Annotated in this window: 20 protein-coding genes; 5 read left to right on the top strand and 15 right to left on the bottom strand. The window is 65.7% G+C overall.

Going from position 1 to position 22,244, the window contains the following annotated elements:
• Positions 1–5: 5 nt before the first annotated feature.
• Genes ligA through recN form a run of 3 tightly spaced genes read right to left on the bottom strand, consistent with a single transcriptional unit; the run spans position 6 to position 4,427 of the window.
• A complete protein-coding gene (ligA, locus tag CFE35_RS01700) occupies positions 6–2,054 on the bottom strand; it encodes an NAD-dependent DNA ligase LigA (RefSeq protein WP_292927284.1) in 2,049 nt (682 codons plus the stop codon).
• Between the two features lie 2 nt (positions 2,055–2,056).
• Positions 2,057–2,740, bottom strand: a complete 684-nt coding sequence (locus tag CFE35_RS01695) for a GNAT family N-acetyltransferase (RefSeq protein WP_292927282.1) — start codon at positions 2,738–2,740, stop codon at positions 2,057–2,059.
• Positions 2,741–2,750: 10 nt separating this feature from the next.
• Positions 2,751–4,427: a DNA repair protein RecN gene (gene recN / locus CFE35_RS01690; RefSeq protein WP_292927280.1), complete on the bottom strand. Its 1,677-nt coding sequence runs from the start codon at positions 4,425–4,427 to the stop codon at positions 2,751–2,753.
• A gap of 171 nt (positions 4,428–4,598) precedes the next feature.
• Here recN and CFE35_RS01685 point away from each other — a divergent pair, with 171 nt between their 5' ends.
• Both CFE35_RS01685 and CFE35_RS01680 read left to right on the top strand, forming a co-directional pair.
• Complete coding sequence (locus CFE35_RS01685) at positions 4,599–5,507, top strand: UDP-2,3-diacylglucosamine diphosphatase (protein WP_292927759.1); 909 nt, start codon at positions 4,599–4,601, stop codon at positions 5,505–5,507.
• A complete protein-coding gene (locus CFE35_RS01680) occupies positions 5,504–6,568 on the top strand; it encodes a glycosyltransferase family 1 protein (protein WP_292927278.1) in 1,065 nt (354 codons plus the stop codon). The genes CFE35_RS01685 and CFE35_RS01680 overlap by 4 nt, the downstream gene beginning before the upstream one ends.
• Before the next feature lie 14 nt (positions 6,569–6,582).
• On the opposite strand, the gene CFE35_RS01675 is transcribed toward CFE35_RS01680, so the two are convergent.
• From CFE35_RS01675 to ahpC, 7 genes are all read right to left on the bottom strand, one after another.
• On the bottom strand, positions 6,583–7,389 hold the full coding sequence (locus tag CFE35_RS01675) for an outer membrane protein assembly factor BamD (RefSeq protein WP_292927276.1): 807 nt from the start codon (positions 7,387–7,389) through the stop codon (positions 6,583–6,585).
• 66 nt (positions 7,390–7,455) lie between these two features.
• Positions 7,456–7,899 (bottom strand): Rrf2 family transcriptional regulator, encoded by a 444-nt coding sequence (locus CFE35_RS01670; protein ID WP_292927274.1) that lies wholly within the window; start codon positions 7,897–7,899, stop codon positions 7,456–7,458.
• 54 nt (positions 7,900–7,953) lie between these two features.
• Positions 7,954–9,249: a sugar MFS transporter gene (locus CFE35_RS01665; protein ID WP_292927272.1), complete on the bottom strand. Its 1,296-nt coding sequence runs from the start codon at positions 9,247–9,249 to the stop codon at positions 7,954–7,956.
• A gap of 206 nt (positions 9,250–9,455) precedes the next feature.
• A complete protein-coding gene (locus CFE35_RS01660) occupies positions 9,456–9,863 on the bottom strand; it encodes a cytochrome c family protein (protein ID WP_292927270.1) in 408 nt (135 codons plus the stop codon).
• A gap of 84 nt (positions 9,864–9,947) precedes the next feature.
• Complete coding sequence (locus CFE35_RS01655) at positions 9,948–10,445, bottom strand: MarR family transcriptional regulator (RefSeq protein ID WP_292927268.1); 498 nt, start codon at positions 10,443–10,445, stop codon at positions 9,948–9,950.
• Between the two features lie 154 nt (positions 10,446–10,599).
• On the bottom strand, positions 10,600–12,156 hold the full coding sequence (gene ahpF / locus CFE35_RS01650) for an alkyl hydroperoxide reductase subunit F (protein WP_292927266.1): 1,557 nt from the start codon (positions 12,154–12,156) through the stop codon (positions 10,600–10,602).
• Between the two features lie 188 nt (positions 12,157–12,344).
• The gene (gene ahpC / locus CFE35_RS01645; RefSeq protein ID WP_292927264.1) at positions 12,345–12,908 is read right to left on the bottom strand and encodes an alkyl hydroperoxide reductase subunit C; all 564 of its coding nucleotides are present in this window, start codon (positions 12,906–12,908) and stop codon (positions 12,345–12,347) included.
• A gap of 285 nt (positions 12,909–13,193) precedes the next feature.
• Here ahpC and CFE35_RS01640 point away from each other — a divergent pair, with 285 nt between their 5' ends.
• From CFE35_RS01640 to CFE35_RS01630, 3 genes are all read left to right on the top strand, one after another.
• A complete protein-coding gene (locus CFE35_RS01640) occupies positions 13,194–13,733 on the top strand; it encodes a heme NO-binding domain-containing protein (protein ID WP_292927262.1) in 540 nt (179 codons plus the stop codon).
• Positions 13,721–15,805: an EAL domain-containing protein gene (locus CFE35_RS01635; protein ID WP_292927260.1), complete on the top strand. Its 2,085-nt coding sequence runs from the start codon at positions 13,721–13,723 to the stop codon at positions 15,803–15,805. The genes CFE35_RS01640 and CFE35_RS01635 overlap by 13 nt, the downstream gene beginning before the upstream one ends.
• Positions 15,806–15,880: 75 nt before the next feature.
• Positions 15,881–16,717, top strand: coding sequence for an AIM24 family protein (locus CFE35_RS01630; RefSeq protein WP_292927258.1), 837 nt, complete (start codon positions 15,881–15,883; stop codon positions 16,715–16,717).
• Positions 16,718–16,769: 52 nt separating this feature from the next.
• On the opposite strand, the gene CFE35_RS01625 is transcribed toward CFE35_RS01630, so the two are convergent.
• The 5 genes from CFE35_RS01625 to cysT form a co-directional block, all read right to left on the bottom strand.
• Complete coding sequence (locus CFE35_RS01625) at positions 16,770–19,271, bottom strand: TonB-dependent receptor (RefSeq protein ID WP_292927256.1); 2,502 nt, start codon at positions 19,269–19,271, stop codon at positions 16,770–16,772.
• 119 nt (positions 19,272–19,390) lie between these two features.
• On the bottom strand, positions 19,391–19,576 hold the full coding sequence (locus tag CFE35_RS01620) for a YezD family protein (protein ID WP_292927254.1): 186 nt from the start codon (positions 19,574–19,576) through the stop codon (positions 19,391–19,393).
• The gene (gene cysA / locus CFE35_RS01615; protein WP_292927252.1) at positions 19,573–20,565 is read right to left on the bottom strand and encodes a sulfate ABC transporter ATP-binding protein; all 993 of its coding nucleotides are present in this window, start codon (positions 20,563–20,565) and stop codon (positions 19,573–19,575) included. The genes CFE35_RS01620 and cysA overlap by 4 nt, the downstream gene beginning before the upstream one ends.
• Positions 20,562–21,398: a sulfate ABC transporter permease subunit CysW gene (gene cysW / locus CFE35_RS01610; RefSeq protein ID WP_292927250.1), complete on the bottom strand. Its 837-nt coding sequence runs from the start codon at positions 21,396–21,398 to the stop codon at positions 20,562–20,564. The genes cysA and cysW overlap by 4 nt, the downstream gene beginning before the upstream one ends.
• Positions 21,395–22,237, bottom strand: a complete 843-nt coding sequence (gene cysT, locus CFE35_RS01605; protein WP_292927248.1) for a sulfate ABC transporter permease subunit CysT — start codon at positions 22,235–22,237, stop codon at positions 21,395–21,397. The genes cysW and cysT overlap by 4 nt, the downstream gene beginning before the upstream one ends.
• Between the last annotated feature and the right edge of the window lie 7 nt (positions 22,238–22,244).

Genomic DNA, 22,244 nt, shown 5'->3' with positions numbered 1-22,244 from the left:
CCGGATCATCCTGCTGCCTTGACGATCTCGGCCCAGGCCGCTTCGTCGATCACTTCAATGCCCAGCGCCGCCGCCTGCTTCAGCTTCGAGCCTGCGCCCGGCCCGGCCACAACCAAACCAGTTTTGGCCGAAACCGAACCCGCCGCTCGCGCACCCAGCGCTTCGGCTTGCGCCTTGGCCTCATCGCGGCTCATCGTTTCCAACTTGCCGGTAAACACCACGATCTTGCCCGCAACCGCGCTGGCCTTGGTCTCGACGATGTAAGCGGGCGGCGAGACTTCGCCGAGAAGGTCATCCCAAACCGCCACGTTGTGCGGTTCGTGGAAGAAATCACCCAGCGCCTCGACCACCACGGGACCGACACCTTCAATTCCCAACAGTTCCGCAGCGGCGTAGGCGTCTTCAGCCTTGGCCCGTTCGGCCACCGCGCGAAGCGCTGGCAGCGTGGTGAACCGCTTCATCAGATCGCGCGCCGTCACCGCGCCAACGTGGCGGATGCCGAGGCCGAACAGCAGCCGCGCCGCATCGGGCGACCGCTTGGCCTCGATAGCCGCCAACATGTTATCCACAGACTTGTCCTTCCACCCCTCGCGCCCGACAATGTCGCTGCGGCGCTGGTGGAGGCGGAAGATGTCGGCAGGACTTTCCAGCCAGCCCAGCCCGAAAAACTCGATAATCGTCTTCTCGCCCAGCCCCTCGATATCAAGCGCGCCCCGGCTGACGAAATGGCGCAGCCGCTCCACCCGCTGCGCCGGGCAGATCAGGCCGCCAGTGCAGCGCACATCGACTTCGCCTTCCTCAGCCACGGCTTCAGACCCGCATTCGGGGCAGTGATCCGGAAACGGATAAGGATCGCGCGGCTCCTCGCGCGTCAGGTTCTCCACCACTTGCGGGATCACGTCGCCCGCGCGCTGGAGCACGATCCGGTCGCCCACCCGCACGCCAAGCCGGCCGATTTCATCGCGGTTGTGCAGCGTCACGTTGGTCACGGTCACGCCGCCCACCAGCACCGGGCGCAACCGGCCCACCGGAGTCAGCTTGCCGGTGCGGCCGACCTGAATGTCGATGGCCTCGATCACCGTTTCGGCGCGCTCTGCCGGAAACTTGCGCGCGAGGCCCCAGCGCGGCGCCTTGGCCACGAAGCCGAGCCGCTCCTGCCAATCGAGCCGGTCCACCTTGTAGACCACGCCGTCGATATCATAGGGCAGCGAAGGCCGCTGCGTGCCGATGGCGCGGAAATGCTCAACCATCGCCTCAACCGAAGTACAGCGCACCAGGAGCGGCGAAACCGGCACGCCCCACGCTGCAATCCGCTGCATCACCGCGAACTGCGTTTCGCCCGGGACATCACTCGCCGCGCCCCAGCCATGCGCGAGGAACCGCAAGGGGCGGCTGGCCGTGACCGACGCATCCTTCTGCCGCAGTGAACCGGCAGCGGCATTGCGCGGATTGGCGAAAAGCTTGTCGCCCTTCTCCTCCTGCACGGCATTGAGCGCGGCAAAGTCGGCCTTGGCCATATAGACCTCGCCGCGGATCTCGAAAACGGGCGGCGCATCGCCCGCGAGTTCCTGCGGAATATCGCGGATGTGGGCGACATTGGCGGTCACATCCTCGCCCACTTGCCCATCCCCGCGCGTGGCGGCGCGCACGAGGCGGCCATTCTCGTAGCGCAGCGAGCAGGAGAGGCCGTCGATCTTGTCCTCGGCGGTCATCGCCACTTCGGCATCGCCTGGGAGCGCCAGGAAGCGGCGGACGCGTGCGACGAACTCCTCGACTTCGTCGTCAGAGAACGCGTTGTCGAGGCTCATCATCCGCACTTCGTGCGCCACTTTCGAAAGCGGCGATGCGGCAACCTCGTGCCCCACCTTGCGGCTGGGGCTGTCGGCCCGGATCAGGTGCGGGAACGCAGATTCAAGCTCGGCATTGCGGCGCACGAGCGCGTCATACTCCGCGTCGCTGATCTCGGGTGCGTCGTGCGCGTGATAGAGCCGGTCGTGATGCGCGATCTGCCGCGCAAGGCGCATCAGTTCGTTTGCGGCATCGGCTTCGTTCATCGTCACTCCGCCCTCCCCAGCACCGTCACCACAAGCGCATGCCGTGCGCGGAAGCCGAGCGATTCGTAAAGGCGGATGGCATGCGTGTTATAGGCATAGCTGTGCAGGAACGGGGTTTGCCCCTCTGCGATGAAGCCTGCCAGCACGCGGCGGATCATCCGGCCGGCAAGGCCCCTGCCCTGCCGATCCGGCGCGGTACACACGCCGCTGAGTTCGGCGAGGCCCGGCGCGGGGCGCATGCGTTCGCCCGCCATGGCGATCAGGCGGCCTTGTTCGCGCAGGCCATAATACGGGCCGTAACGATGCGTGTGGGAGCGCCACGGGCCGGGCTGCGTCTCCAGCGCCAGCGCGGTCATCTCCGGGGCGTCGGCCTCTTGCATCAGGGCCAGTTCGGGATCGATGGGGAAGGCTTCGAGCGGGCCATCGGCGATCATCTGGAGCAGCGGCGCGGTGCGCAGCACGCGCGTGCCGGGCGGGGCCACTTGCTCCTCGGCTTCGAGCAGCCAGATCTCGTCTTCGGCGCTGGTGAGCAGACCGGCTAGCTCCGGCTCATGCCCCGGCGCAGCGGCGGCGAAGGGGCCATATGTCGGGTCGATGCGGCAAACCGCGCCGCTGGCCACCGCGAGCGAAGCCTGCGGACCATTGAGCAGCGACCAGATCGGCCGATCAAGCGGATGCGCCATCATTTGCGGGCTCTCAGGCTTGTTCGAGCAGGCGCTCAGCCTGCGCGCGGGCTTCGGGCGTGATTTCCGCGCCGGAGAGCATGCGGGCGATTTCCTCCTGCCGCCCGCCTGCATCAAGCTGCACCACCGATGTGCGCGTGACGACCCCTTCGGAGGATTTCGCGATCAGGTAATGCGCCGTTCCGCGCGCGGCCACTTGCGGGCTATGGGTGACGGCCAGCAACTGCCCTCCGCTGGCAAGCCGCGCCAGACGTTCGCCGATGGCGCTGGCCACCGCGCCGCCCACGCCCCGGTCGATCTCGTCGAAGATCACCGTCGCCGCCCCGCCCTCTTCGGCCAGCGCCACCTTCAGCGCGAGGATGAAGCGCGAAAGTTCGCCGCCCGAGGCGATCTTGGCGAGCGGTGCGAAATCCGCGCCGGGATTGGTCGAGATCAGGAACTCGGCCGCGTCCACGCCCTGCGGACCCCAGCGGTCCTCCGGCAGGCGCACGACCGCCGTGCGGAAGCGGGCCGCATCCAGCTTCAGCGGCGCCAGCTCTGCCGCAACCGCCGCATCGAGCCGCTTGGCCGCCTCGGCACGGAGAACCGAGAGGCTTTCCGCCTTCGCGCGGTAGTCCAGCCCAGCGTCCTGCGCGGCGCGGGCCAGATCGCCGATGGCCGCCTCGCCGCCCTCGATCCGGTCCAGCGCGCTGCGCATTTCAGCCATGCGCGCGGGGAGTTCGTCCACCGTGCAGCCATGCTTGCGGCCCGCCGCGCGCAAATCGAACAGGCGCGTCTCGATCCGATCGAGCAGCATGGGATCGTGCGCCAGTTGCTCGGCGGCCTTTTCCAGCTTGTCCTCGGCCTCGCTCGCCTCGATCACCGCGCGGTCGAGCGCTTCGAGCGCCTCGGTCAGCAAGGGATGCTCGTGCGCGATCCGGTCAAGCCGGCGCGAGGCGCTGCGCAAGCTGGCGAGCGCCGAGTCCGAACCGGTCCAGAGGTGCTGCAATTCGGCAAGATCGCCCGAAAGCCGCTCGCCCTTCTGCATCGCCGCGCGCTGCCCGGCGAGTTCGGCTTCCTCGCCCTCTTCGGGCGCCAACAGCGCGAGTTCGGCAAGATGGGCGATCAGCAGATCCTGCTCCGCCGAAGCCGCCGCAAGCCGCGCTCTGGCATCGGCCAGCGCCGTTTCCGCCGCGCGCCACTTTTCCCATGCGGCGGCCACTTCGCCCACATGGGCGCGGGCATAGCGATCCAGCAGGGTCCGGTGGCCCCGCGCATTGACGAGGCCGCGATCATCATGCTGGCCGTGAAGCTCGACAAGACTGCGTGCCAGTTCGCGCAGCAGGGCGACACTGACCGGCTGATCGTTGACAAAGGCCCGGCTGCCGACCGCGTTGCTGCCATCGCTGCGCAGACGGCGACGGATGATGAGCGGTTCGCCCGGCTCGACCATGATCTCCGCCTCGGCCAGCGCTGCGCCCAGCGCCTCGGGCAAGGTTGCGAACTCGAACGTCGCGGTCACGCTCGCCTCGTCCGTACCGGCGCGGATCAGCCCGCCATCGGCGCGATCCCCAAGCACGAGGCCCAGCGAATCCAGCAGGATCGACTTGCCCGCCCCCGTCTCGCCGGTCAGCACGCCGAGCCCGCGCCCGAACGCAAGGTCGAGCGCTTCGATCAAGACGACATTGCGAATGGACAGACCCGTGAGCATTGCCTGCGATCCTTACCGGCTCGGCAGCGCCGCGTCACCTTGTTGATCAGTCTGTGGATAAATCGGGCAAAGCGTCGGTTCGATGACACCGGGGTGACAGGGTGCAACATGCGCGACACGCGCGTGTGACAGGGATTCTGCTCAGTGAGCAAACTGAGAGGGGTTCCGCCGATGACGCGCCGCGCACAGGCTTGGGGGCTTTCGCCCGCAGCAACCGAACTGGCCAAGTCCATTCCCGCCTGGCTCGATCTTCCCGAGCCGCGCGGCTTTCGCCCCAAGCGCAAGCTGCGCACGGTGTGGATTTCCGATATTCACCTCGGCACGCGCGGCTGCAATGCAGAGATGCTGCTTGATTTCCTCGCCAGCATCGAATGCGAAACGCTCTATCTGGTGGGCGATATCGTCGATGGCTGGCGGCTCTCCCGCGGGTGGTACTGGCCGGACGCGCACAACGAAGTGGTGCGCCGCGTGCTCAAGATGGCGCATCGCGGCACCCGCGTGGTGCTGATCGCGGGCAACCATGACGAGATGCTGCGGCCTTATGCCGGGATGAGCTTCGGCGGCGTGGAGATCGCGCTGGAAGCGGTTCACACCACCGCCGATGGCCGCCGCCTGCTGGTGACGCACGGCGACAAGTTTGACGGCGTGGTGCTCTATGCCCGCTGGCTCGCGTTTCTGGGCGATCAGGCCTACGCCGTGCTGCTGCGAGCGAACCGCTGGTTCAATGCGGCGCGCCGCCAGTTCAAGCTGCCCTACTGGTCGCTGTCCGCCTATCTCAAGAAGCGCGTGAAGAACGCGGTCCAGTTCGTCTGCGCGTTCGAGGAAGCCGTGGCCCACGCCGCGCGCGACATGGACGTGGACGGCGTGGTCTGCGGCCATATCCACTGCGCCGAAATCCGCCAGATCGGCGATGCGACGTATTACAACGACGGCGACTGGGTCGAAAGCTGCACCGCGCTCGTCGAAGATCACGCGGGCGCGGTCACCATCATGGATTGGGCCGCGATCTGCTTCGAAGAAGCGCAGGCCAAGGCGGCCAGCGCACCTGCCCAACCCGCGCGGATCAAGGAAGAAGCATGAAGATCGCGCTTTGCACTGATGCCTGGCACCCGCAAGTGAACGGCGTGGTGCGCACGCTGGCCACCACGGTAGAGCATGTCACGGCGCGGGGGCATGACGTCATGCTCGTCACGCCGAACCAGTTCTTTACATTCGGCTTGCCTGGCTACAGCGAGATCCGCCTCGCCATGCTGCCGCGCTTCCGCACACGCCGCAAGTTGCACGATTTTGCGCCTGATATCGTGCATATCGCCACCGAAGGCCCGATCGGCTGGGCGGCGCGCGGCTGGTGCAAGGCCAATGGCGTGCCCTTCACCACCGCGTTTCACACCCGCTTTCCGGACTATGCCGCCATGCGCACCGGGCTCAGCCCGGACCGGTTCTGGCCGATCATGCGCCGCTTCCACGGCCCGAGCCATGCCGTGCTGGTTTCGACCCCCACGCTGGCTGCGGAACTTGCCGGGCATGGCTTGACGAAGGCGGCTGCATGGACCCGCGGGATCGATGCGGGCCTGTTCCATCCCGGCCATGCGCCGCTGGCCGCTCTCGCCGACCTGCCGCGCCCGATCATGCTCAATGTTGGCCGCGTCGCGGTGGAAAAGAACCTCGGCGCGTTCCTTGATGCCGATGTGCCGGGGACGAAAGTCGTGGTGGGCAACGGGCCGGATCTGGCGCAACTGCGCGCGCGCTACCCGGGTGTGGTCTTTCTGGGCGCGCTTTCCGGCACCGCGCTTGCGCAGGCCTACTGCTCGGCCGATGTCTTCGTCTTTCCGAGCCGGACCGATACGTTCGGCCTGGTGATGATCGAGGCGCTCGCCTGCGGGCTGCCGGTTGCGGGCTATCCCGTGGCGGGGCCGGTCGATGTTGTTGGCGCAGGCGGGTTCGGACCGCACCGCCAGCTCTCAAAGCCAGTGGGGGCACTCGATGCGGATCTGGCCAGAGCCATCAGGGCAGCGCTGGCTTGTGATCCTACGGCGGCGGCGGTCTATGGCGCGAGCTATAGCTGGGAACGCGCGACGGACCAGTTCCTGGACGCACTGAGCAGCGCCGCTGAAACGCGCAGGCTGCGCGTAGCGGCCTGATAAGAGTGGCCTGATCAGCTGGCCGTGGTGCCGGGCGCCTTGTCGTTCATCAGCTTGTAGGCGCGCTCGTACCACTCGTTGCCGGGGTAGTTCGAGCCGAGCACGGCGGCGGCCTTCTGCGCCTGTTCGGGCAGGCCGAGAACGAGATAGCTCTCGACCAGACGGTACAGCGCCTCGGGCGTGTGGCTCGTCTGCTGGTACTTCTCGACCACCGAGCGGAAGCGCAGCGTGCCGGCCAGCCATTTGCCGCTGCGCTGGTAGAAGCGGCCGATCTCCATTTCCTTGCCGGCAAGGTGATCGTTGACGAGATCGAGTTTGAGCCGCGCGTCGGTCGCGTAGCTCGTCGTCGGATAGCGGCGCGTCACTTCGGTCAGCGCGGTCAGCGCCTGCTGGGTGATCTTCTGGTCACGCGTCACGTCGCTGATCTGCTCGTAATAGCAAAGCGCGACGAGGTAGTAGGCGTAGGGCGCGTCCTTGTTGCCGGGGTGGATCGAGAGGAAGCGCTGCGCCGACTGGACCGACTTGGCATAATCGCGTGCCGCATAGTAGCTGAACGCGCTCATCAGCTGCGCCCGGCGGGCCCAGGGCGAATAGGGGTGCTGGCGCTCCACTTCGTCGAACAGGGCAGCGGCCTGCTTGGCATCGCCCCGGTCGAGCCGGTCCTTGGCGGCGGCATAGAGCGTGTCGACATCGCGCGCGACGTAGGCGACGTCCTTCTTGGCCTTGCTGCCAGCGCACCCTGCGGTGAGGCTGAGAGCGGCAGTGGCGACGGCAAGGAAAACGAGGCGCAGCGGGCTGCGGCCGGAAGAAGAAGCGATCATGGGCGGTGCTATAACCAGCGGGGGCATGAACGCCAAGTGAAGTTCGCCGGTTTTGCCGATCACGCTCTATTGCGCGGCCAATTCCTCGAACGGGGGTTCAAGCGTGATCGGATCGGCCAGCGTGATCCGATCGAGCATCGCAGCCATTTCATCGCGCAGTTGCAGCATCAGGCCGCGCAGACGGCATTCGGCCTCGGGCAGGCAATTGTTGCAGGTTTCGTGCGCATTGCGGCTGGCGCAGGGCGTGAGCGCCAGGCTGCCGCGCGTGAGGCGGATGATATCGCCATAGCGGATATCGACCGGCGGCAGTGCGAGTTCATAGCCCCCTTCCCGCCCCCGGTGCGAGATCACGATGCCCTCGCGCGCCATTTCGGAGAGGATCACCGTCAGGAACTTGCGCGGGATGTTCTGCGCCTCGGCAATCGCGTCAAGCCGCACCGGCCCCTGCCCGAACGTATCGGACAAGTGCTGGAGGGCGCGGATGGTGTAGCGCGTCTTTTGCGATAGCATGACGCGAAAATGGCAAGCCCCGGCGGAATGTCAACGCCGGGAGTAGAATTCAGTTCATCCTTCGAGCGGGGCAACCGGGCGCTGGGCGAAAAACCCGAAGCCGACAATCACCGCATAGCACAGCGCGGGGAGCGCGAGCGCGGTGGTGAGGCTGCCGGTCATGTCGGCCAGTGCGCCCGTGGCGAGCGGGACAACCGCGCCGCCGAAGATCGCCACGTTGATGATCCCCGAACCATCCGCCGCACGCGGGCCGAGCCCTTCGCAGGCCAATGTGAAGATCGTGGGGAACATGATCGAGTTCATCAGGCCGATGGCAAGCAGGCTGTAGGCCGCGACAAGGCCCGAGGTGTGGGTGGAAACCGCGAGCAGTGCAATCGCACCGGCCGCGCAGCCCGCCAGCGTCACGCCGGGGTTGGCAAAGCGCAGCACGGCAGAGCCGATGAACCGGCCGACCATCGCGCCGAACCAGTACTTCCAGATCTCACCGCCCGCGGCTTCATGATCGAGGCCCATGACGGTGGGGAGCGCGAGATAGTTGACGATGACCGAGCCGATCGAGACTTCGGCACCGACATAAAGGAAGATGCACAGCGCGCCGAAGCCGAAGCGCGGCCGCGAAAGGAGCGCAACGCTGGCGCCGATGGAGCTGGCTTCGTGGTGCTCGCCCTTGAGACGGTGGCGGTTCGCCCAGACCACGGCGGCAACGAGCGCAAGGCTGACGGCGAGACCGATGTAGGTGTTGACGACCAGACGGCTCTCGGTGACGCGGTAGGCATCGAGCGCGGGGCCGACGAGTTCATCGACCTTCACGTCCTTGATCTTGCCGAGGATCACGCTGGCGCCGACAAGCGGGAACAGCACGGTGCCGAGCGAATTGAAGGCCTGCGCGAACGTCAGGCGGCTGCTGGCGGTCTTTGCCGGGCCAAGCAGCGAGATCAGCGGGTTCGAGACGACCTGCACGAGCACGACGCCGCTGGCGAGGATGAACAGCGCAAACAGGAAGAGAACATAAAGCGCGCTTTGCGAGGCCGGGATGAACAGCAGGCAGCCCGCCATCATCGTGAGCAGCCCCACCGCCGCGCCGCGCATGTAGCCGATGCGCTTGACCAGCAGCGCGCCCGGAATGCCGATAACCGCATATGCGGTGAAAAAGCAGAACTGCACCAGCATGGCCTGGGTGTAGTTGAGCGTGAAGAGGTCCTTCAGCTTCGGGATGATCACATCGTTGAGCGACGTGATCCCGCCGAACAGGAAGAACAATGCCATGACGAAGATGCGCAGTTCAGGCGCATCAATGTTAGCGTTCACATTATTGCTTGAACCGGCGGCGGCATTCGGGGCCATGGCCATGGCGTGATCTCTCCCACGAGCCGGTCACCCCCCGGCTTCTTCGCGCGCTGTTGTGCCAAGCGGCGCGGGAATGTCCACCTGCATATGCGGCGCATACGTATCGCCGTGGTGGAAAGCGCGCGGTTCTGAGTGGTTGGAGGCGACCCTCCGGCCCGCAATTGGCGGGCGCCCTCCCCGAGCCTGGCTCGGGGAGGGCCTGGTATGTCTTACTTCGCCGATTGCTTCAGATAGGCGATCACGTCGGCGCGTTCCTGCGGGTTGGAGAGGCCCGGGAAGGCCATCCGCGTGCCGGGAACGTACTTCATCGGGCCGGTAAGGAACGCATCGAGCGTATCAGGGGCCCAGGTGACGCCCTTGGTCTTCATTGCGGTGGAATAGCCGAAATTGGCGACCGAACCCGCCTTGCGGCCGATAATGCCCTTGAGGCTGGGGCCCATGCGCACTGCACCGGTGTTGAGATCGTGGCAGGCTGCGCAGCGCGCGAAGACCGTCTTGCCGCGGCCGGCATCACCGGCCATCGGGCCAGCAGCCTGCGCAGCGCCGGCAGCGGTCAGCGCTGCGAGTGTTGCCGCGCCGAACGCGATGAAACCAAGACGTGCCTTCGAAATCGTCATGAGAAACTCCCCTGTCTGTCCGGGATGGTATGGCCACGCGGGCCTGTATGCGAGCTTAATGGGCTGTTTTGCAGCCTGAAAGGTTCAGGTCCGGCCGGGGACCGATAGATAGACCTTGATGATCAGCCGGTAGAGTTCGGCCTGCTCCTCGGTGGTGAGCGGGCTGAGCAGGTCCGCCTCATCGGTGAAGATGATCTCGCGCGCGGCGGTGAGCGTGGCGGCACCGGTTTCGGTGATCCACAGCCCGCCTGCGCGGCGATCGAGCTTCGAGGGTTCGGACACGAGGTGGCCGTTCAAGGTAAGCTGGCGCACGAACTGGTGCACCGTGGGCCGCTCGATCTTGAAAAAGCGCGAAAGATCGGACTGCTTGACGCCGGGGTTGGCGTTGACGAGCCAGAGGATCGCGACCTGCTTGGGCGTGACCTTGAAAGATTCCAGTTGGCGTTCAAGGCGCGAAAGCAGCAGCGTGTTGAACGTGCCGACGTGAATGCCAAGCACCTGATCCAGCCCGTCAAGATCGAGTCCGGGCGTCACCGCCTGACGGCTGAGGGGCGGGGATTTAGTCTCGCTCGACGTCGCCATGGACGGGGACTGGCCTTTCTTCACTGTAGCGCGCGGGCGTTCTCTTAGGTTGCGCGAATGGCGGACGCAACTTTTGTCGCGGCGCAGCATGAAATGGCTGCGATTGTTGCGGCTGGAAGCCCCTCCCCGCCCGGAAAGAGGCTTCCAGAGCCGCCTAGTGCCGGATCAGGTAATCAAAGGCGGACAGCGCGGCCTTGGAGCCTTCGCCCATCGCGATGACGATCTGCTTGTAGGGCACGGTCGTCACATCGCCCGCAGCGAATACGCCGGGGAGATTGGTGGCAAGGTGGCTGTCGATCTCGATCTCGCCCCGGTTCGTCATGGCGAGCGCGCCCTTCAGCCATTCGGTGTTGGGCACGAGGCCGATCTGCACGAAAATGCCTTCGAGCGCGATGGTGTGGACTTCATCCGTGGTGCGGTCGCGGTAGACGAGGCCCGTCACCTTCTCGCCGTCGCCCGTCACTTCGGTGGTGAGCGCCGAGGTGATCACGGTCACGTTCGGCAGGCTGCGCAACTTGGTTTGCAGCACCGCATCGGCGCGCAGTTCGCTGTCGAACTCGATCAGGGTGACATGCGCAACGATCCCGGCGAGGTCGATTGCGGCTTCGACGCCGGAATTGCCGCCGCCGATGACGGCGGTGCGCTTGCCCTTGTAGAGTGGGCCATCGCAGTGCGGGCAATAAGCCACGCCCTTGTTGCGGTATTCGTCCTCGCCCGGCACGCCGATCTGCCGCCAACGCGCGCCAGTGGAGAGGATGACGGTCTTTGCCCGCAGGCTCGCGCCACTTTCCAGCTCGACCGTGGCGAGGTCGTCGCCGTTGGCAGGCTTGAGGCCAACGGCCTTCTGCAGGTTCATCACGTCGACATCGTAGTCCTTCACATGCTGTTCCAGCTGCGCAACGAGGCGCGGGCCTTCGGTGTGCGAAACCGAGATGAAGTTTTCGATGCCCATCGTATCGAGCACCTGCCCGCCGAAGCGTTCGGTGACGACACCGGTGCGGATGCCCTTGCGCGCGGCATAGATCGCCGCCGCCGCCCCGGCAGGTCCGCCGCCGACGATCAGCACATCGAACGGATCCTTCGCGGCGATCTTTTCCGCCGCGCGGGCAACCGCGCCGGTATCGATCTTGCTGGCGATCTGCGCGAGGTCCATGCGGCCCTGCCCGAACGGCTCGCCGTTCAGGAAAACCTGCGGCACGGCCATGATCTTGCGGCGCTCGACCTCGTCCTGGAACAGCGCGCCGTCGATGGCGACGTGGCTGATCGACGGATTCAGCGCTGCCATGATGTTGAGCGCCTGCACCACATCGGGGCAGTTCTGGCAGGTGAGCGAGAAGAACGTCTCGAAGTGCAGCGGGCCTTCAAGGCTGCGCACGGTTTCCAGCAGGTCCGCCTCTTCCTTGGGCGGGTGACCGCCGACATGGAGGAGCGCGAGGATCAGCGAGGTGAACTCGTGGCCCAGCGGGAGCCCGGCAAAGCGCACGCGGGCCTCTTCGCCCGGCTTGCCGATGGCGAAGCTGGGGCGGCGCGCATCGGTGCCGTCGAACCGGACGCTTACCTTGTCCGAGAGGACGGCGATTTCCTCGACGAGGCTCCTCGTGTCCGCGCTCTTGGCATCATCGCCAAGGCTGGCGACGAGCTCGATCGGATGGCGCAGATTGCCGAGATAGGCCTTGAGCTGGGCAGTGGTGACAGCATCGAGCAGCGGCATGACACGGGTTCCTGACAAGGGGACGCAAGACGGGGTTCGCGCGGGCAGAAGCCGCGCGGGCTGGCGGAATATGGGAACTAAGGTGCGGGAAAGGAAGTGCCGGGCGGCGGGTCTGGAGGGGGGATGATCGCCGCCCGGCGGGTCCGCTGCCCGGGCTGGTTACCGGGCAGCGGGGGAATGCACGAAAATCAGATCTTGCCGACGAGGTCGATCGAAGGCGCAAGGGTCTCGCCGCCTTCTTCCCACTTGGCCGGGCAGACCTGGCCGGGGTGCTCGCGCCAGTACTTGGCAGCCTTGATCTTGCGGACGAGCTCGGCAGCGTTGCGACCCACGCCCTCGGGCGTGATTTCGATCAGCTGGATGATGCCATCGGGATCGACCACGAACGTGCCGCGATCGGCAAGGCCGACGCCGGGGCGCAGGTTGTCGAAAGCGTTGGTCAGCGCGTGGTTCTGGTCACCCACGAGGTAGTAGGTGATCTTGCCGATGGCGGGCGAGCTATCAGCCCAGGCCTTGTGGCTGAAGTGCGTGTCGGTCGAGACGCCGAACACTTCGACGCCCATGCCCTGCAGTTCGGCATAGCTGTTCTGGAGGTCTTCCAGCTCGGTCGGGCAGACGAAGGTGAAGTCGGCCGGGTAGAAGAAGAACACCGCCCACTTGCCGGCGATATCGGCATTGGTGATGTCGACGAACTTGCCTTCCTTGTAGGCCGTGTTGGCGAAAGGCTGAACCGGGGTGCTGATCAGGGACATGGCTTTGGCTTCCTTGATGGGGCGGACCGGAATAGCCCGCCTGAATGGCGTGTGTCGTGATGACGAGGGCCGTTTAGCGCGGTTCGATGCGCGGCGCTAATGATCAATCCTGACCAGATTGATTGATTGGCTCGATCAATCGCCCCGCCCGCCGTGCTCGCGCGAATATGGTTAGCATGGCCCCGCGCGGCAATAGGCACTCGGCCAGATGTGCCGCTTCACCCGGCGCGCGCCGCTGTTGTGCCAAGGCAGGCCCACACAGGGCTTGCCGAAAGTATCCGAGCGATGAAGGGCGTCATTTTCAACTTGCTGGAAGATGCCGTCGTTCGTCAGCACGGCATGCCCGCATGGGACAGCCTGCTGGAAATGGCCGGGCTCGAGGGTGCCTACACCTCGCTGGGCAGCTATCCCGATAGCGAAGTGATCCGGCTCGTCGATGCCGCCTCCACCGCGCTGGGGCTCAGCCCGGGCGAAGTGCTGCGCTGGTTCGGCCGCAGCGCGATCCCGCTGCTGCATGAACGCTATGCCGTGTTTTTTGCGCCGCACCGCACGGCGCAATCGTTCGTGGGAAGCGTGAACGACATCATCCACCCGGAGGTGCGCAAGCTGTATGCCGGATCGGGCTGCCCGCGGTTTCATTTCCACGATCTCGAAGATGGTCGCACCGGCGTGGCCTACACCTCCCCGCGCCGGATGTGCCGGCTGGCGCACGGGTTCATCGAAGGCGCTGCGGACCATTTTGGCGACACGGTCGAAATCGAGCATCTCTCGTGCATGGGCGACGGGCAGCCTGTGTGCCGCCTCGCGCTGCGGTGGCAATCTTGAAGCAGGAGGCCATCCCCCTTCCCCCTGAGAGCGCGGCACACGGCGCGGCCGCCATCGCGCGGCTGGAGCGGCTGGTGCAGCGCGAGCGCGAAGGGCGCCTTCAGGCCGAGGCGATTGCCGAGCGGGGACTGCGCGAGCTTTATGAAAGTCAGGTGCGGCTGGCGCTGCTGCAGCGGATCACCGAGTGCGCCAATCGCTCGAACGATTTCAGCGATGCGATCGACGAAGTGCTCAAGGAAATCTGCGAGCACATGAACTGGGCGTTCGGGACGGCCTACCGGGTTGATCGCGGCGGGACGGCGGTTTCCTGCAATGCCTGGTATACCGCGCAGCCCGCGCGGATGTTTGCACTGGTCGAGGCAACGCGCGAGGCTTCGTTCCCGTGCGGCGAAGGCGTGCCGGGCCGAGTGCTGCGCGATGGCCATCCGCACTGGATCGACGAAGGGGATATCGAGACCACCTTCTGCCGCCGGAGCGAGGCGGCGGACTGCGGCATCCGTTCGGTCTGCGGATTTCCGGTGATGATCGCCGAGGAAATCGTCTGCGTGCTGGAGTTCTTCTCGGCCGCCGCCATGATCGACAAGGACGCGATCCTGCTGACCGTGACGCAGGCCGCAACGCAGCTGGCGCGCGTGATCGAGCGCGAGCGGGCGCGCGCGGCGTTGCTGCACGATGCCCTGCATGATGCGATGACCGGCCTGCCCAACCGTTCACTGCTGGATGAACGCTCGCGCGCGGCATTCGAGCGGCTTCCGGAAAGCCGCGAGGGGCTGGCGGTGCTGGTGATCGACCTCGACGGGTTCAAGGCGATCAACGACAAGTATGGCCACCACGCGGGCGATATCGTGCTGGTGGAAACGGCGCGGCGGTTCGATGCCGTGATCACATCGCGCATGGGCGGGCGGCGCAACGGGGATCAGCCCGGCTGGCGCGCGACACTGGCGCGGGTGGGCGGCGACGAATTTGTCGTGGTGCTCGATGCGCTGGCCGATCCGGGCATCGCACTGGACCTCTCCGGCGCGCTGATCGAAGCGCTCAAGGCACCGATCCGGGTGGCGGACGAGTTTGTCAATGTCGGCCTCTCCATCGGCATCGCACACAGCGGGCCGGGGTATGCGTCGGTCGAGCAGCTGCGGCAGGATGCGGACCTGGCGATGTACGAGGCCAAGTCTGGCGGGCATGGCGGCGTGGTCACGTTCTCCGAGGCGCTCGGCAGCGAACGGCGCAACCGCATGGCGCTGGAAAACGAACTGCGCGACGCGATCCGCGAGAAGCAGTTCACGCTGTTCTATCAGCCGATCTTTGCGCTGGGCGGCGCGGCCATAAGCAGCGGGGCCATCGGCAGCGCAAACCGGCGCGGGCGGCTGCGCGGGTTCGAGGCGCTGATCCGGTGGAACCATCCCGATCAGGGGCTGGTAGAACCCGGGCACTTCATCCCGGCAGCCGAAGCGGGCGGACTGATCGTGTTCATCGGTGATTGGGTGCTGCGGCAGGCCTGCAGCGCAATGGCGCGGCTCCACGCGGACCTTGCCCGCAGCGGGCTGCAGGCAGGCGAGCTACCCTATATCAGCATCAACATCGCCCCGCAGCAGTTCCTCCAGCCATCGTTCTCCGCCCATGTCCAGCGGGTGCTGCTGGAAACCGGTGTGCTGCCCGAACTGGTCCGGCTGGAAGTGACCGAGGGCGTGGCCATCATCGATCCCGACCAGACGCGCCAAGTGCTGGAACAAGTGCGCAGCTGGGGGGTGAAGACCAGCCTCGACGATTTCGGGACCGGCTATTCCTCCTTGAGCTATCTGCAGAACCTGCCGTTCGATACGCTCAAGATCGACCGCTCGTTCATCGCCTCGATGGACGATCCCAAAAGCCGCAAGATCATCCGCGCGATCCTCGATCTGGCGAGCAACCTCAACCTCTCGGTCGTGGCCGAGGGGATCGAGACCGGCGAGCAGGGCGCTTCGCTGCGCGAGATGGGCTGCGAGTTCGGGCAAGGCTATCATTTGGGCCGCCCGCTCGACGAGGCGAGCGCGTTTGCGCTGATCTGGCCCGAAGCGGTTGCTTCTCCGGCATAAAAGCTTGCTGCACGCCGCGCTGGAATAGGTATTGTGCGCATCGGAGCAACCACCTGAGCAAGCAAGGACCGACCGATGGCAGGAAACAGCCCCTGGAGCCATACCCGCAGCGCCAGCAGTGCCGATGACATCGATTTCGAGATCAAGGGGCAGGAGCTCCAGTTCGTCGAGATCGAGCTTGATCCGGGCGAAAGCGCGGTGGCCGAAGCGGGCGCCTTCGTGTGGAAGGACGGCTCGATCGAGATGACCACCGTGTTCGGTGATGGCAGCGCGGATCAGGGCGGCGGCTTCATGGGCAAGCTGCTGGGCGCAGGCAAGCGCCTCGTCACCGGCGAGAGCCTGTTCACCACCGTGTTCACCCATAACGGCCACGGCAAGGCGCGCGTCGCGTTTGCCTCCCCCACCCCCGGCGTGATCCTGCCGCTCAAGCTTTCCGAGCTGGGCGGCACGCTGATCTGCCAGAAGGACAGCTTCCTGTGCGCGGCGCGCGGCGTATCCATCGGGATCGCCTTCCAGCGCCGGATCATGACCGGCCTGTTCGGCGGCGAAGGCTTCATCATGCAGAAGCTGGAAGGCGATGGCTGGGTCTTCGTGCAGATGGGCGGCACGCTGACCGAGCGGACGCTGGCCCCCGGCGAGGAACTGCATGTCGATACCGGCTGCCTTGCCGCCTACACGCCGGGCGTGACCTTCGACCTCATCGGCGCGGGCGGCGTGAAGAGCGTGCTGTTCGGCGGCGAAGGCCTGTTCTTCGCGCGGCTGACCGGGCCGGGCAAAGTGTGGATCCAGTCGCTCCCCTTCGCGCGCCTTGCGGGCCGGATGCTGGCGGCAGCCATGCCCGGCGGCGGGCAGAACCGCGGCGAAGGCTCCGCACTCGGCGTGTTGGGGGATTTCATTCAGGGCAACAATTGAACGGCCAAAGGGACCGGCGCGCGAACGCCGGCCCCTCCCCGCTGCGCAATCTTCAAAACGTCAGCTTGATCGTGCCGCCAAACGTGCGCGGATCGCCCACGTTGCCAACGATCAAGCCGGTGTTGCCCGGCGCGACCGCAAGCTGTTCGATGTAGTTCACATCGAACGCATTGCGCACCCAGCCAAACACATCGATCCCCTTTTCCGACCGGAAACCGAGGCGGAAGTTCGAAAGGGCATAGCCATTGACCCCGGTATAGGCCGAAGGGCTGGCGTTCGACGACCAGTCCGAGCGGTAGTTGCCATCGAATCCGAGGTAGACCTGACCCTCTGCCCCGAACGCCGTGACCGGCACGTTGCCTTCGAACCCATAGGAGAACGACCACTTCGACACGCCGGGCAGCCGCGCGCCGGAAATGTCGCACTGCGCGGGGCTCACGCCGCCGGGCGTGCCGGGCAGATCGGTCGGGCCGCTGGGCACGCCATTGGCATCAAGCGCCTGCGCCTTGCCGCCAGACAGTTCGGGCGGGCACGGCGCATTGGTGAACTTCACGAACTTGGCATCGGTGTAGGCACCGTTGCCATAGATGTTGAAGCGTTCGCTCGGGCGGTACGAGGCATCGACTTCGATACCCTGCGTGCGCGCCTTATCGGCATTGGCGAGGTAGCCGCGGATCGTGCCGACCGCGAAGTTCGAGACTTGCGCCTGATAGTTGCTGATATCGGTCCGATAGGCCGAGATATTCAGCGTGGCCTTGCGGTCGAGGAACTGCGTCTTGATCCCGATCTCGTAGTGATTCACCGTTTCCGGCTTGATCGTTGCGAGTTCCAGCAGCGGCGCGCCGGTGACGGCATCGGCTGGCACGCCGTTGAGGTTGATGCCGCCCGTCTTGAAGCTCTTGGCATACGTTGCATAGAGGTGGACATCGCGGGTCACGTCCCACGCCGCCGTCACGTCGCCGGAGAAGTTCCAGTCGCTGAAATCGGCATTGAACCGCTGCGGGGCCAGAACTGCCAGCTGCGCCAGTTCGACCTTGGAGTTCACGTTCGCGCCGGTCGCATCGGTCTTGAACACGAGCAGATTGCCCGCCCCATCGGTGACGACCGAATTGTAGCGGCCCTGCTTCTTGTCGTAGTTCAGGCGGAAGCCGGGCTGGATCGAGAAGCTCTCGCTGACCTTGTACGAAAACTTGCCGAAGATCGCCGCGCTGGTGTTGCGGAAGTTGATGTCGTTGTTGGCGGTAAGCCCCTTGAGCACCGAGGGATCGTTCGACAGCGCATTGGTCGGGTTGATCAGCCATCGGCTGGCAGCAGCGCCCTGTTCCTGCACGCCGTCGGTCTGGATCTTCTGGTAGAAGCCGAAAGCGCCGAGCGTGTAGCCGAGCTTGCCGGTTTCGCCCGAGAGCCTGAGTTCCTGCGAATACTGATCCTGATGCGACGGGTTGTTGGACTTCGCGGTGATCGGCAGGCCAAGGAAATCGCGGTCGTTCGAGGGATCCCACGACCAGGTGCGCCACGCGGTGATCGAGGTCAGCGCACCGATCCCGGTATCGAGCTTGGCCCGCAGCGAGACGCCGCCAACGGAGTTCTTGGCGCGCAGCGGGCTGTCGACATCGGTCAGCCGGTCATAGGGATTGGTGCTGGGCACGGCATAGTTCTGCGCGGCGGCCAGCGCGGCATATTGCCGTTCGAGCGGGCGCTGGGTGGCACCGGTGCGGACGTAAAGCTGGGTGCAGCATTCCGGATTCTGGCGGCTGTAATCGCCAGCGAGCGTCACTTCGAGCGTTCCGGTGGGCTTCCACAGCAGCTGGCCGCGCAGGCCGAGGTTGTCCTGCTCACCCACAAAGCGCTTGGTCGTCACGTTGTAGATCGTGCCGTCGCGCTTGGTGTAGGAACCGGCAAGCCGCACCGCGACCGTGTTGGAGAGCGGACCCGACAGCGCGGACTTCAACTGGACGAAGCCGAGGTTGCCGAAGGTTGCTTCTGCCCGGCCCTCGAAATCAAAGGTGGGCTGGCGGGTGGTGATGTTGATCGCGCCCGCCGTGGTGTTCTTGCCATAGAGCGAACCCTGCGGCCCGCGCAGCACTTCGATCTGCTTCACATCGAGGAAATCGAACGTGCTGCTGGCAACGCGCGCCATGTAGACGTCATCGACATAGATGCCCACGCCCTGCTCGATGCCATCGTTGGTGAGGCCGAGCGGCGCGCCGATGCCGCGGATGTTGACCGAGGTGTTGCGCGGGTTGGACGAGGTGAACTGCAGCGTCGGGGTCAGCTGCTGCAGGCGGCCGACGTTGAACGCGCCGGTCGCATCGATATGATCGCCGCCGACAACCGAGATGGCGAGCGGCACGTCCTGCGCGGTTTCGGCGCGGCGGCGGGCGGTGACTACGATGGAATCGTTGTCCGACTGGCCGGTGCCGACCGAAGTGGATTGGTCAGCGGGCGCTTCGGCTGCGGCAGGCGCTTCGGCGGGAAGTTCGGCGGAAAAGGCAGGAGTGGCAGCAAGCGGCAGGATGGCCGCCCCCGCGAGGAGGAGAACACGCAAAGTCATCGTCGATCCTTGAGTTGGGTCTCACGATGCCTCCGGTGGTCCGGTGGGCCCAGTGATAGTGTTGGGTGATAGAGTTGGGTGATAAGGTTGGTTGGCAGGAAAGCGGGTTGGACGGGGTATCAGCTTGGCTTGAGGCGCTTCTTCTCGGTCACGTCGATCTGGACGACGCGGCCTTCGTGGATCGTCAGCGCGACAGTGCCGAAGCGCAGCCCGGTGAGCGCCTCGCGCACGCTGGCAAGGCTTTCTTCGAGGTGGCGCTGCACGTCGGCATTGCCCGAACTGGACGGCGCGGCAGGTGTGGTCATGGATGTCCTCCTTGGGTTTGCTCTCCAGCTGCGTTGAAAATGCGGGCACGATGGGGATGGAAGCGGACCGTCTCGCCCAGCGCGGGTGCGGGCTGGGTTGCGGGCAGATCGAGCTCGACGAACAGGCCGCTACCGGCAAGCAAGCCCTCGATCCGCCACACCGCGCCCTTGCGGAACACGTTGTCGACAAGCAGCGCTTCGCTGCCATCGGGCGTGACGGTGATCTCGTGCGGGCGGAAATGCAGTTCCCCAGCCGCGCCCGGAATGCGGTTGGTTTCCCCCACGAAATGCGAAACGAACGGGGTTTCCGGGTTCATGTAGACTGCGTCGGGCGCGCCGATCTGCTCGATCCGGCCCTGGTTCATCACCACGACGCGGTCTGCCAGTTCGAGGGCTTCTTCCTGATCGTGCGTCACGAAGATCGAGGTGAGGCCCATCTGCTTGTGCAGATCGCGCAGCCAGCGGCGCAGGTCCTTGCGGACTTTGGCATCGAGCGCGCCGAAGGGTTCATCGAGCAGCAGCAGGCGCGGTTCGATGGCGAGCGCGCGTGCGAGCGCGACGCGCTGGCGCTGTCCGCCCGAAAGCTGGCCCGGATAACGGCTGCCGAGGCCTTCCAGTTGGACGAGGCGCAGCAGTTCCTCGGCGCGGGCCTGCCTTGCGGGCTTGGCCATGCGGTTCTTGCCCCGGCGCACGCTGAGGCCGAAAGCGACGTTGTCGGCCACAGTCATGTGGCGGAACAGCGCATAGTGCTGGAACACGAAGCCGACATGGCGCTGGGCGACGGGCATGGTGGACACGTCCTCGCCGCCGAGGAGCACCGTGCCCGCGTCCTGGAATTCCAGCCCCGCAATGATGCGCAGCAACGTCGTCTTGCCCGAGCCGGAGGGGCCGAGCAGCGCGATGAATTCACCGGGCGCGACATCGAGATCGATGCCGTGGAGCGCCGGGTAATCGCCGAAGCGCTTGGTTATGCCGCGAAGGTGGATCAATGCCGTGCTCCTGCATGGAGGCCGAAGCGCCACTCAAGCACGGTCTTGGCGACGAGCGTCACCAGTGCGAGCAGCGCGAGGAGAGAGGCAACCGCGAAGGCGCCGACGAAATCGTACTCGTTGTAGAGAATCTCGACATGGAGCGGCATCGTGTTGGTCTCGCCCCGGATATGGCCCGAGACGACCGAGACCGCGCCAAACTCGCCCATCGCGCGCGCATTGCACAGCAGCACGCCATAAAGCAGGCCCCAGCGGATGTTCGGCAGCGTGACATGCCAGAACGTCTGCCAGCCCGAAGCGCCAAGCGAGATCGCGGCTTCCTCGTCGTCCTTGCCCTGCTCCATCATCAGCGGGATGAGTTCGCGCGCAACGAACGGGAACGTGATGAACACGGTGGCCAGCACGATGCCGGGCACCGCGAAGATGATCTTGAGGTCGTGCTCGGCCAGCCATGCGCCGAACAGGCCGTTGGCACCGAACAGCAGCACGAAGATCAGGCCCGAGACGACCGGGGAGACCGAGAACGGCAGATCGATCAGCGTGATCAGCAGCGCCTTGCCGGGGAACTGGAACTTGGTGATCGCCCAGCTGGCGGCAATCCCGAAGACGACGTTGAGCGGCACGGCAATGGCCGCGATGATCAGCGTGAGCCGGATCGAAGCCAGCGCATCGGGCGTGTGCAGCGCATCCAGAAACGGGCCTGCGCCTTGCTTCAGCGCCTCGCTGAACACCGCCAGCAGCGGGAGCAGCAGGAAGAAGCCGAGGAAGACCAGCGCGGTGCCGATCAGCACGACGCGCGTGACGGGCGCTTCGGTGGTAGGTGTCATGGTCATCCGCCGATCCTCCGGCGGCTGGCAGCCTGGATCAGGTTGATCAGCAGCAGCACCGCGAACGAGGCGAGCATCATCACCGTGGCGATGGCAGTGGCCCCGGCATAGGCATATTGCTCAAGCTGAGTGACGATCAGCAGCGGCGCGATTTCGGTGCGGCCGGGCATGTTGCCCGAAATGAAGATCACCGAGCCATATTCCCCAACCCCGCGCGCGAAGGCGAGCGCGAAGCCGGTGAGCAGCGCCGGGCCGATGGCGGGAAAGATGACATGGCGGAAAGTCTGCCAGCGGCTGGCACCGAGCGTGGCGGCGGCTTCCTCGACCTCGCGGCCAAGATCGGCCAGCACGGGTTCGACCGAGCGGACCACGAACGGCAGCCCGATGAACACGAGCGCGATAGTGATGCCGATGAACGTGAAGGCCACCTTGATGCCGAGCGGTTCGAGATACTGGCCGATCCAGCCTTCGGGCGCATAAAGCGCGGTGAGCGCAATGCCTGCAACCGCAGTCGGCAGCGCGAAAGGCAAGTCAACCAGCGCGCTGACGACCTGCTTGCCCGGAAAGCTGTAGCGCACCAGCACCCACGCCACGATCAGGCCGAACCCGGCGTTGACGAGGCCCGCCGCCGCCGCCGTGCCGAAGCTCAGCCGATATGCGGCCATCGCGCGCGGGCTGAAACCGACCGCGACGAATTCCGCCCAGCCCATGCCCGCCGCCTTCAGGAAGATTGTGGCGAGCGGGATCAGCACGATCAGCGTAAGCCACGCAAGCGTGAAGCCGAAGCTGAGGCCGAAGCCGGGCAGGACGGATGGCTGCCGCCAGCGTGGGGTGGTGGTTGACATGAAACGC

The organism is Novosphingobium sp. PASSN1, from assembly GCF_002278815.1.
This window is presented reverse-complemented; position numbering and strand designations above follow the sequence as displayed.

Bases quoted from the DNA above. Each gene is read 5' to 3' on its own strand.
- ligA (WP_292927284.1), bottom strand. From the start codon at position 2,054: ATGAACGAAGCCGATGCCGCAAACGAACTGATGCGCCTTGCGCGGCAG.
- CFE35_RS01695 (WP_292927282.1), bottom strand. From the start codon at position 2,740: ATGATGGCGCATCCGCTTGATCGGCCGATCTGGTCGCTGCTCAATGGT.
- recN (WP_292927280.1), bottom strand. From the start codon at position 4,427: ATGCTCACGGGTCTGTCCATTCGCAATGTCGTCTTGATCGAAGCGCTC.
- CFE35_RS01685 (WP_292927759.1), top strand. From the start codon at position 4,599: ATGACGCGCCGCGCACAGGCTTGGGGGCTTTCGCCCGCAGCAACCGAA.
- CFE35_RS01680 (WP_292927278.1), top strand. From the start codon at position 5,504: ATGAAGATCGCGCTTTGCACTGATGCCTGGCACCCGCAAGTGAACGGC.
- CFE35_RS01675 (WP_292927276.1), bottom strand. From the start codon at position 7,389: ATGATCGCTTCTTCTTCCGGCCGCAGCCCGCTGCGCCTCGTTTTCCTT.
- CFE35_RS01670 (WP_292927274.1), bottom strand. From the start codon at position 7,899: ATGCTATCGCAAAAGACGCGCTACACCATCCGCGCCCTCCAGCACTTG.
- CFE35_RS01665 (WP_292927272.1), bottom strand. From the start codon at position 9,249: ATGGCCATGGCCCCGAATGCCGCCGCCGGTTCAAGCAATAATGTGAAC.
- CFE35_RS01660 (WP_292927270.1), bottom strand. From the start codon at position 9,863: ATGACGATTTCGAAGGCACGTCTTGGTTTCATCGCGTTCGGCGCGGCA.
- CFE35_RS01655 (WP_292927268.1), bottom strand. From the start codon at position 10,445: ATGGCGACGTCGAGCGAGACTAAATCCCCGCCCCTCAGCCGTCAGGCG.
- ahpF (WP_292927266.1), bottom strand. From the start codon at position 12,156: ATGCCGCTGCTCGATGCTGTCACCACTGCCCAGCTCAAGGCCTATCTC.
- ahpC (WP_292927264.1), bottom strand. From the start codon at position 12,908: ATGTCCCTGATCAGCACCCCGGTTCAGCCTTTCGCCAACACGGCCTAC.
- CFE35_RS01640 (WP_292927262.1), top strand. From the start codon at position 13,194: ATGAAGGGCGTCATTTTCAACTTGCTGGAAGATGCCGTCGTTCGTCAG.
- CFE35_RS01630 (WP_292927258.1), top strand. From the start codon at position 15,881: ATGGCAGGAAACAGCCCCTGGAGCCATACCCGCAGCGCCAGCAGTGCC.
- CFE35_RS01625 (WP_292927256.1), bottom strand. From the start codon at position 19,271: ATGACTTTGCGTGTTCTCCTCCTCGCGGGGGCGGCCATCCTGCCGCTT.
- CFE35_RS01620 (WP_292927254.1), bottom strand. From the start codon at position 19,576: ATGACCACACCTGCCGCGCCGTCCAGTTCGGGCAATGCCGACGTGCAG.
- cysW (WP_292927250.1), bottom strand. From the start codon at position 21,398: ATGACCATGACACCTACCACCGAAGCGCCCGTCACGCGCGTCGTGCTG.
- cysT (WP_292927248.1), bottom strand. From the start codon at position 22,237: ATGTCAACCACCACCCCACGCTGGCGGCAGCCATCCGTCCTGCCCGGC.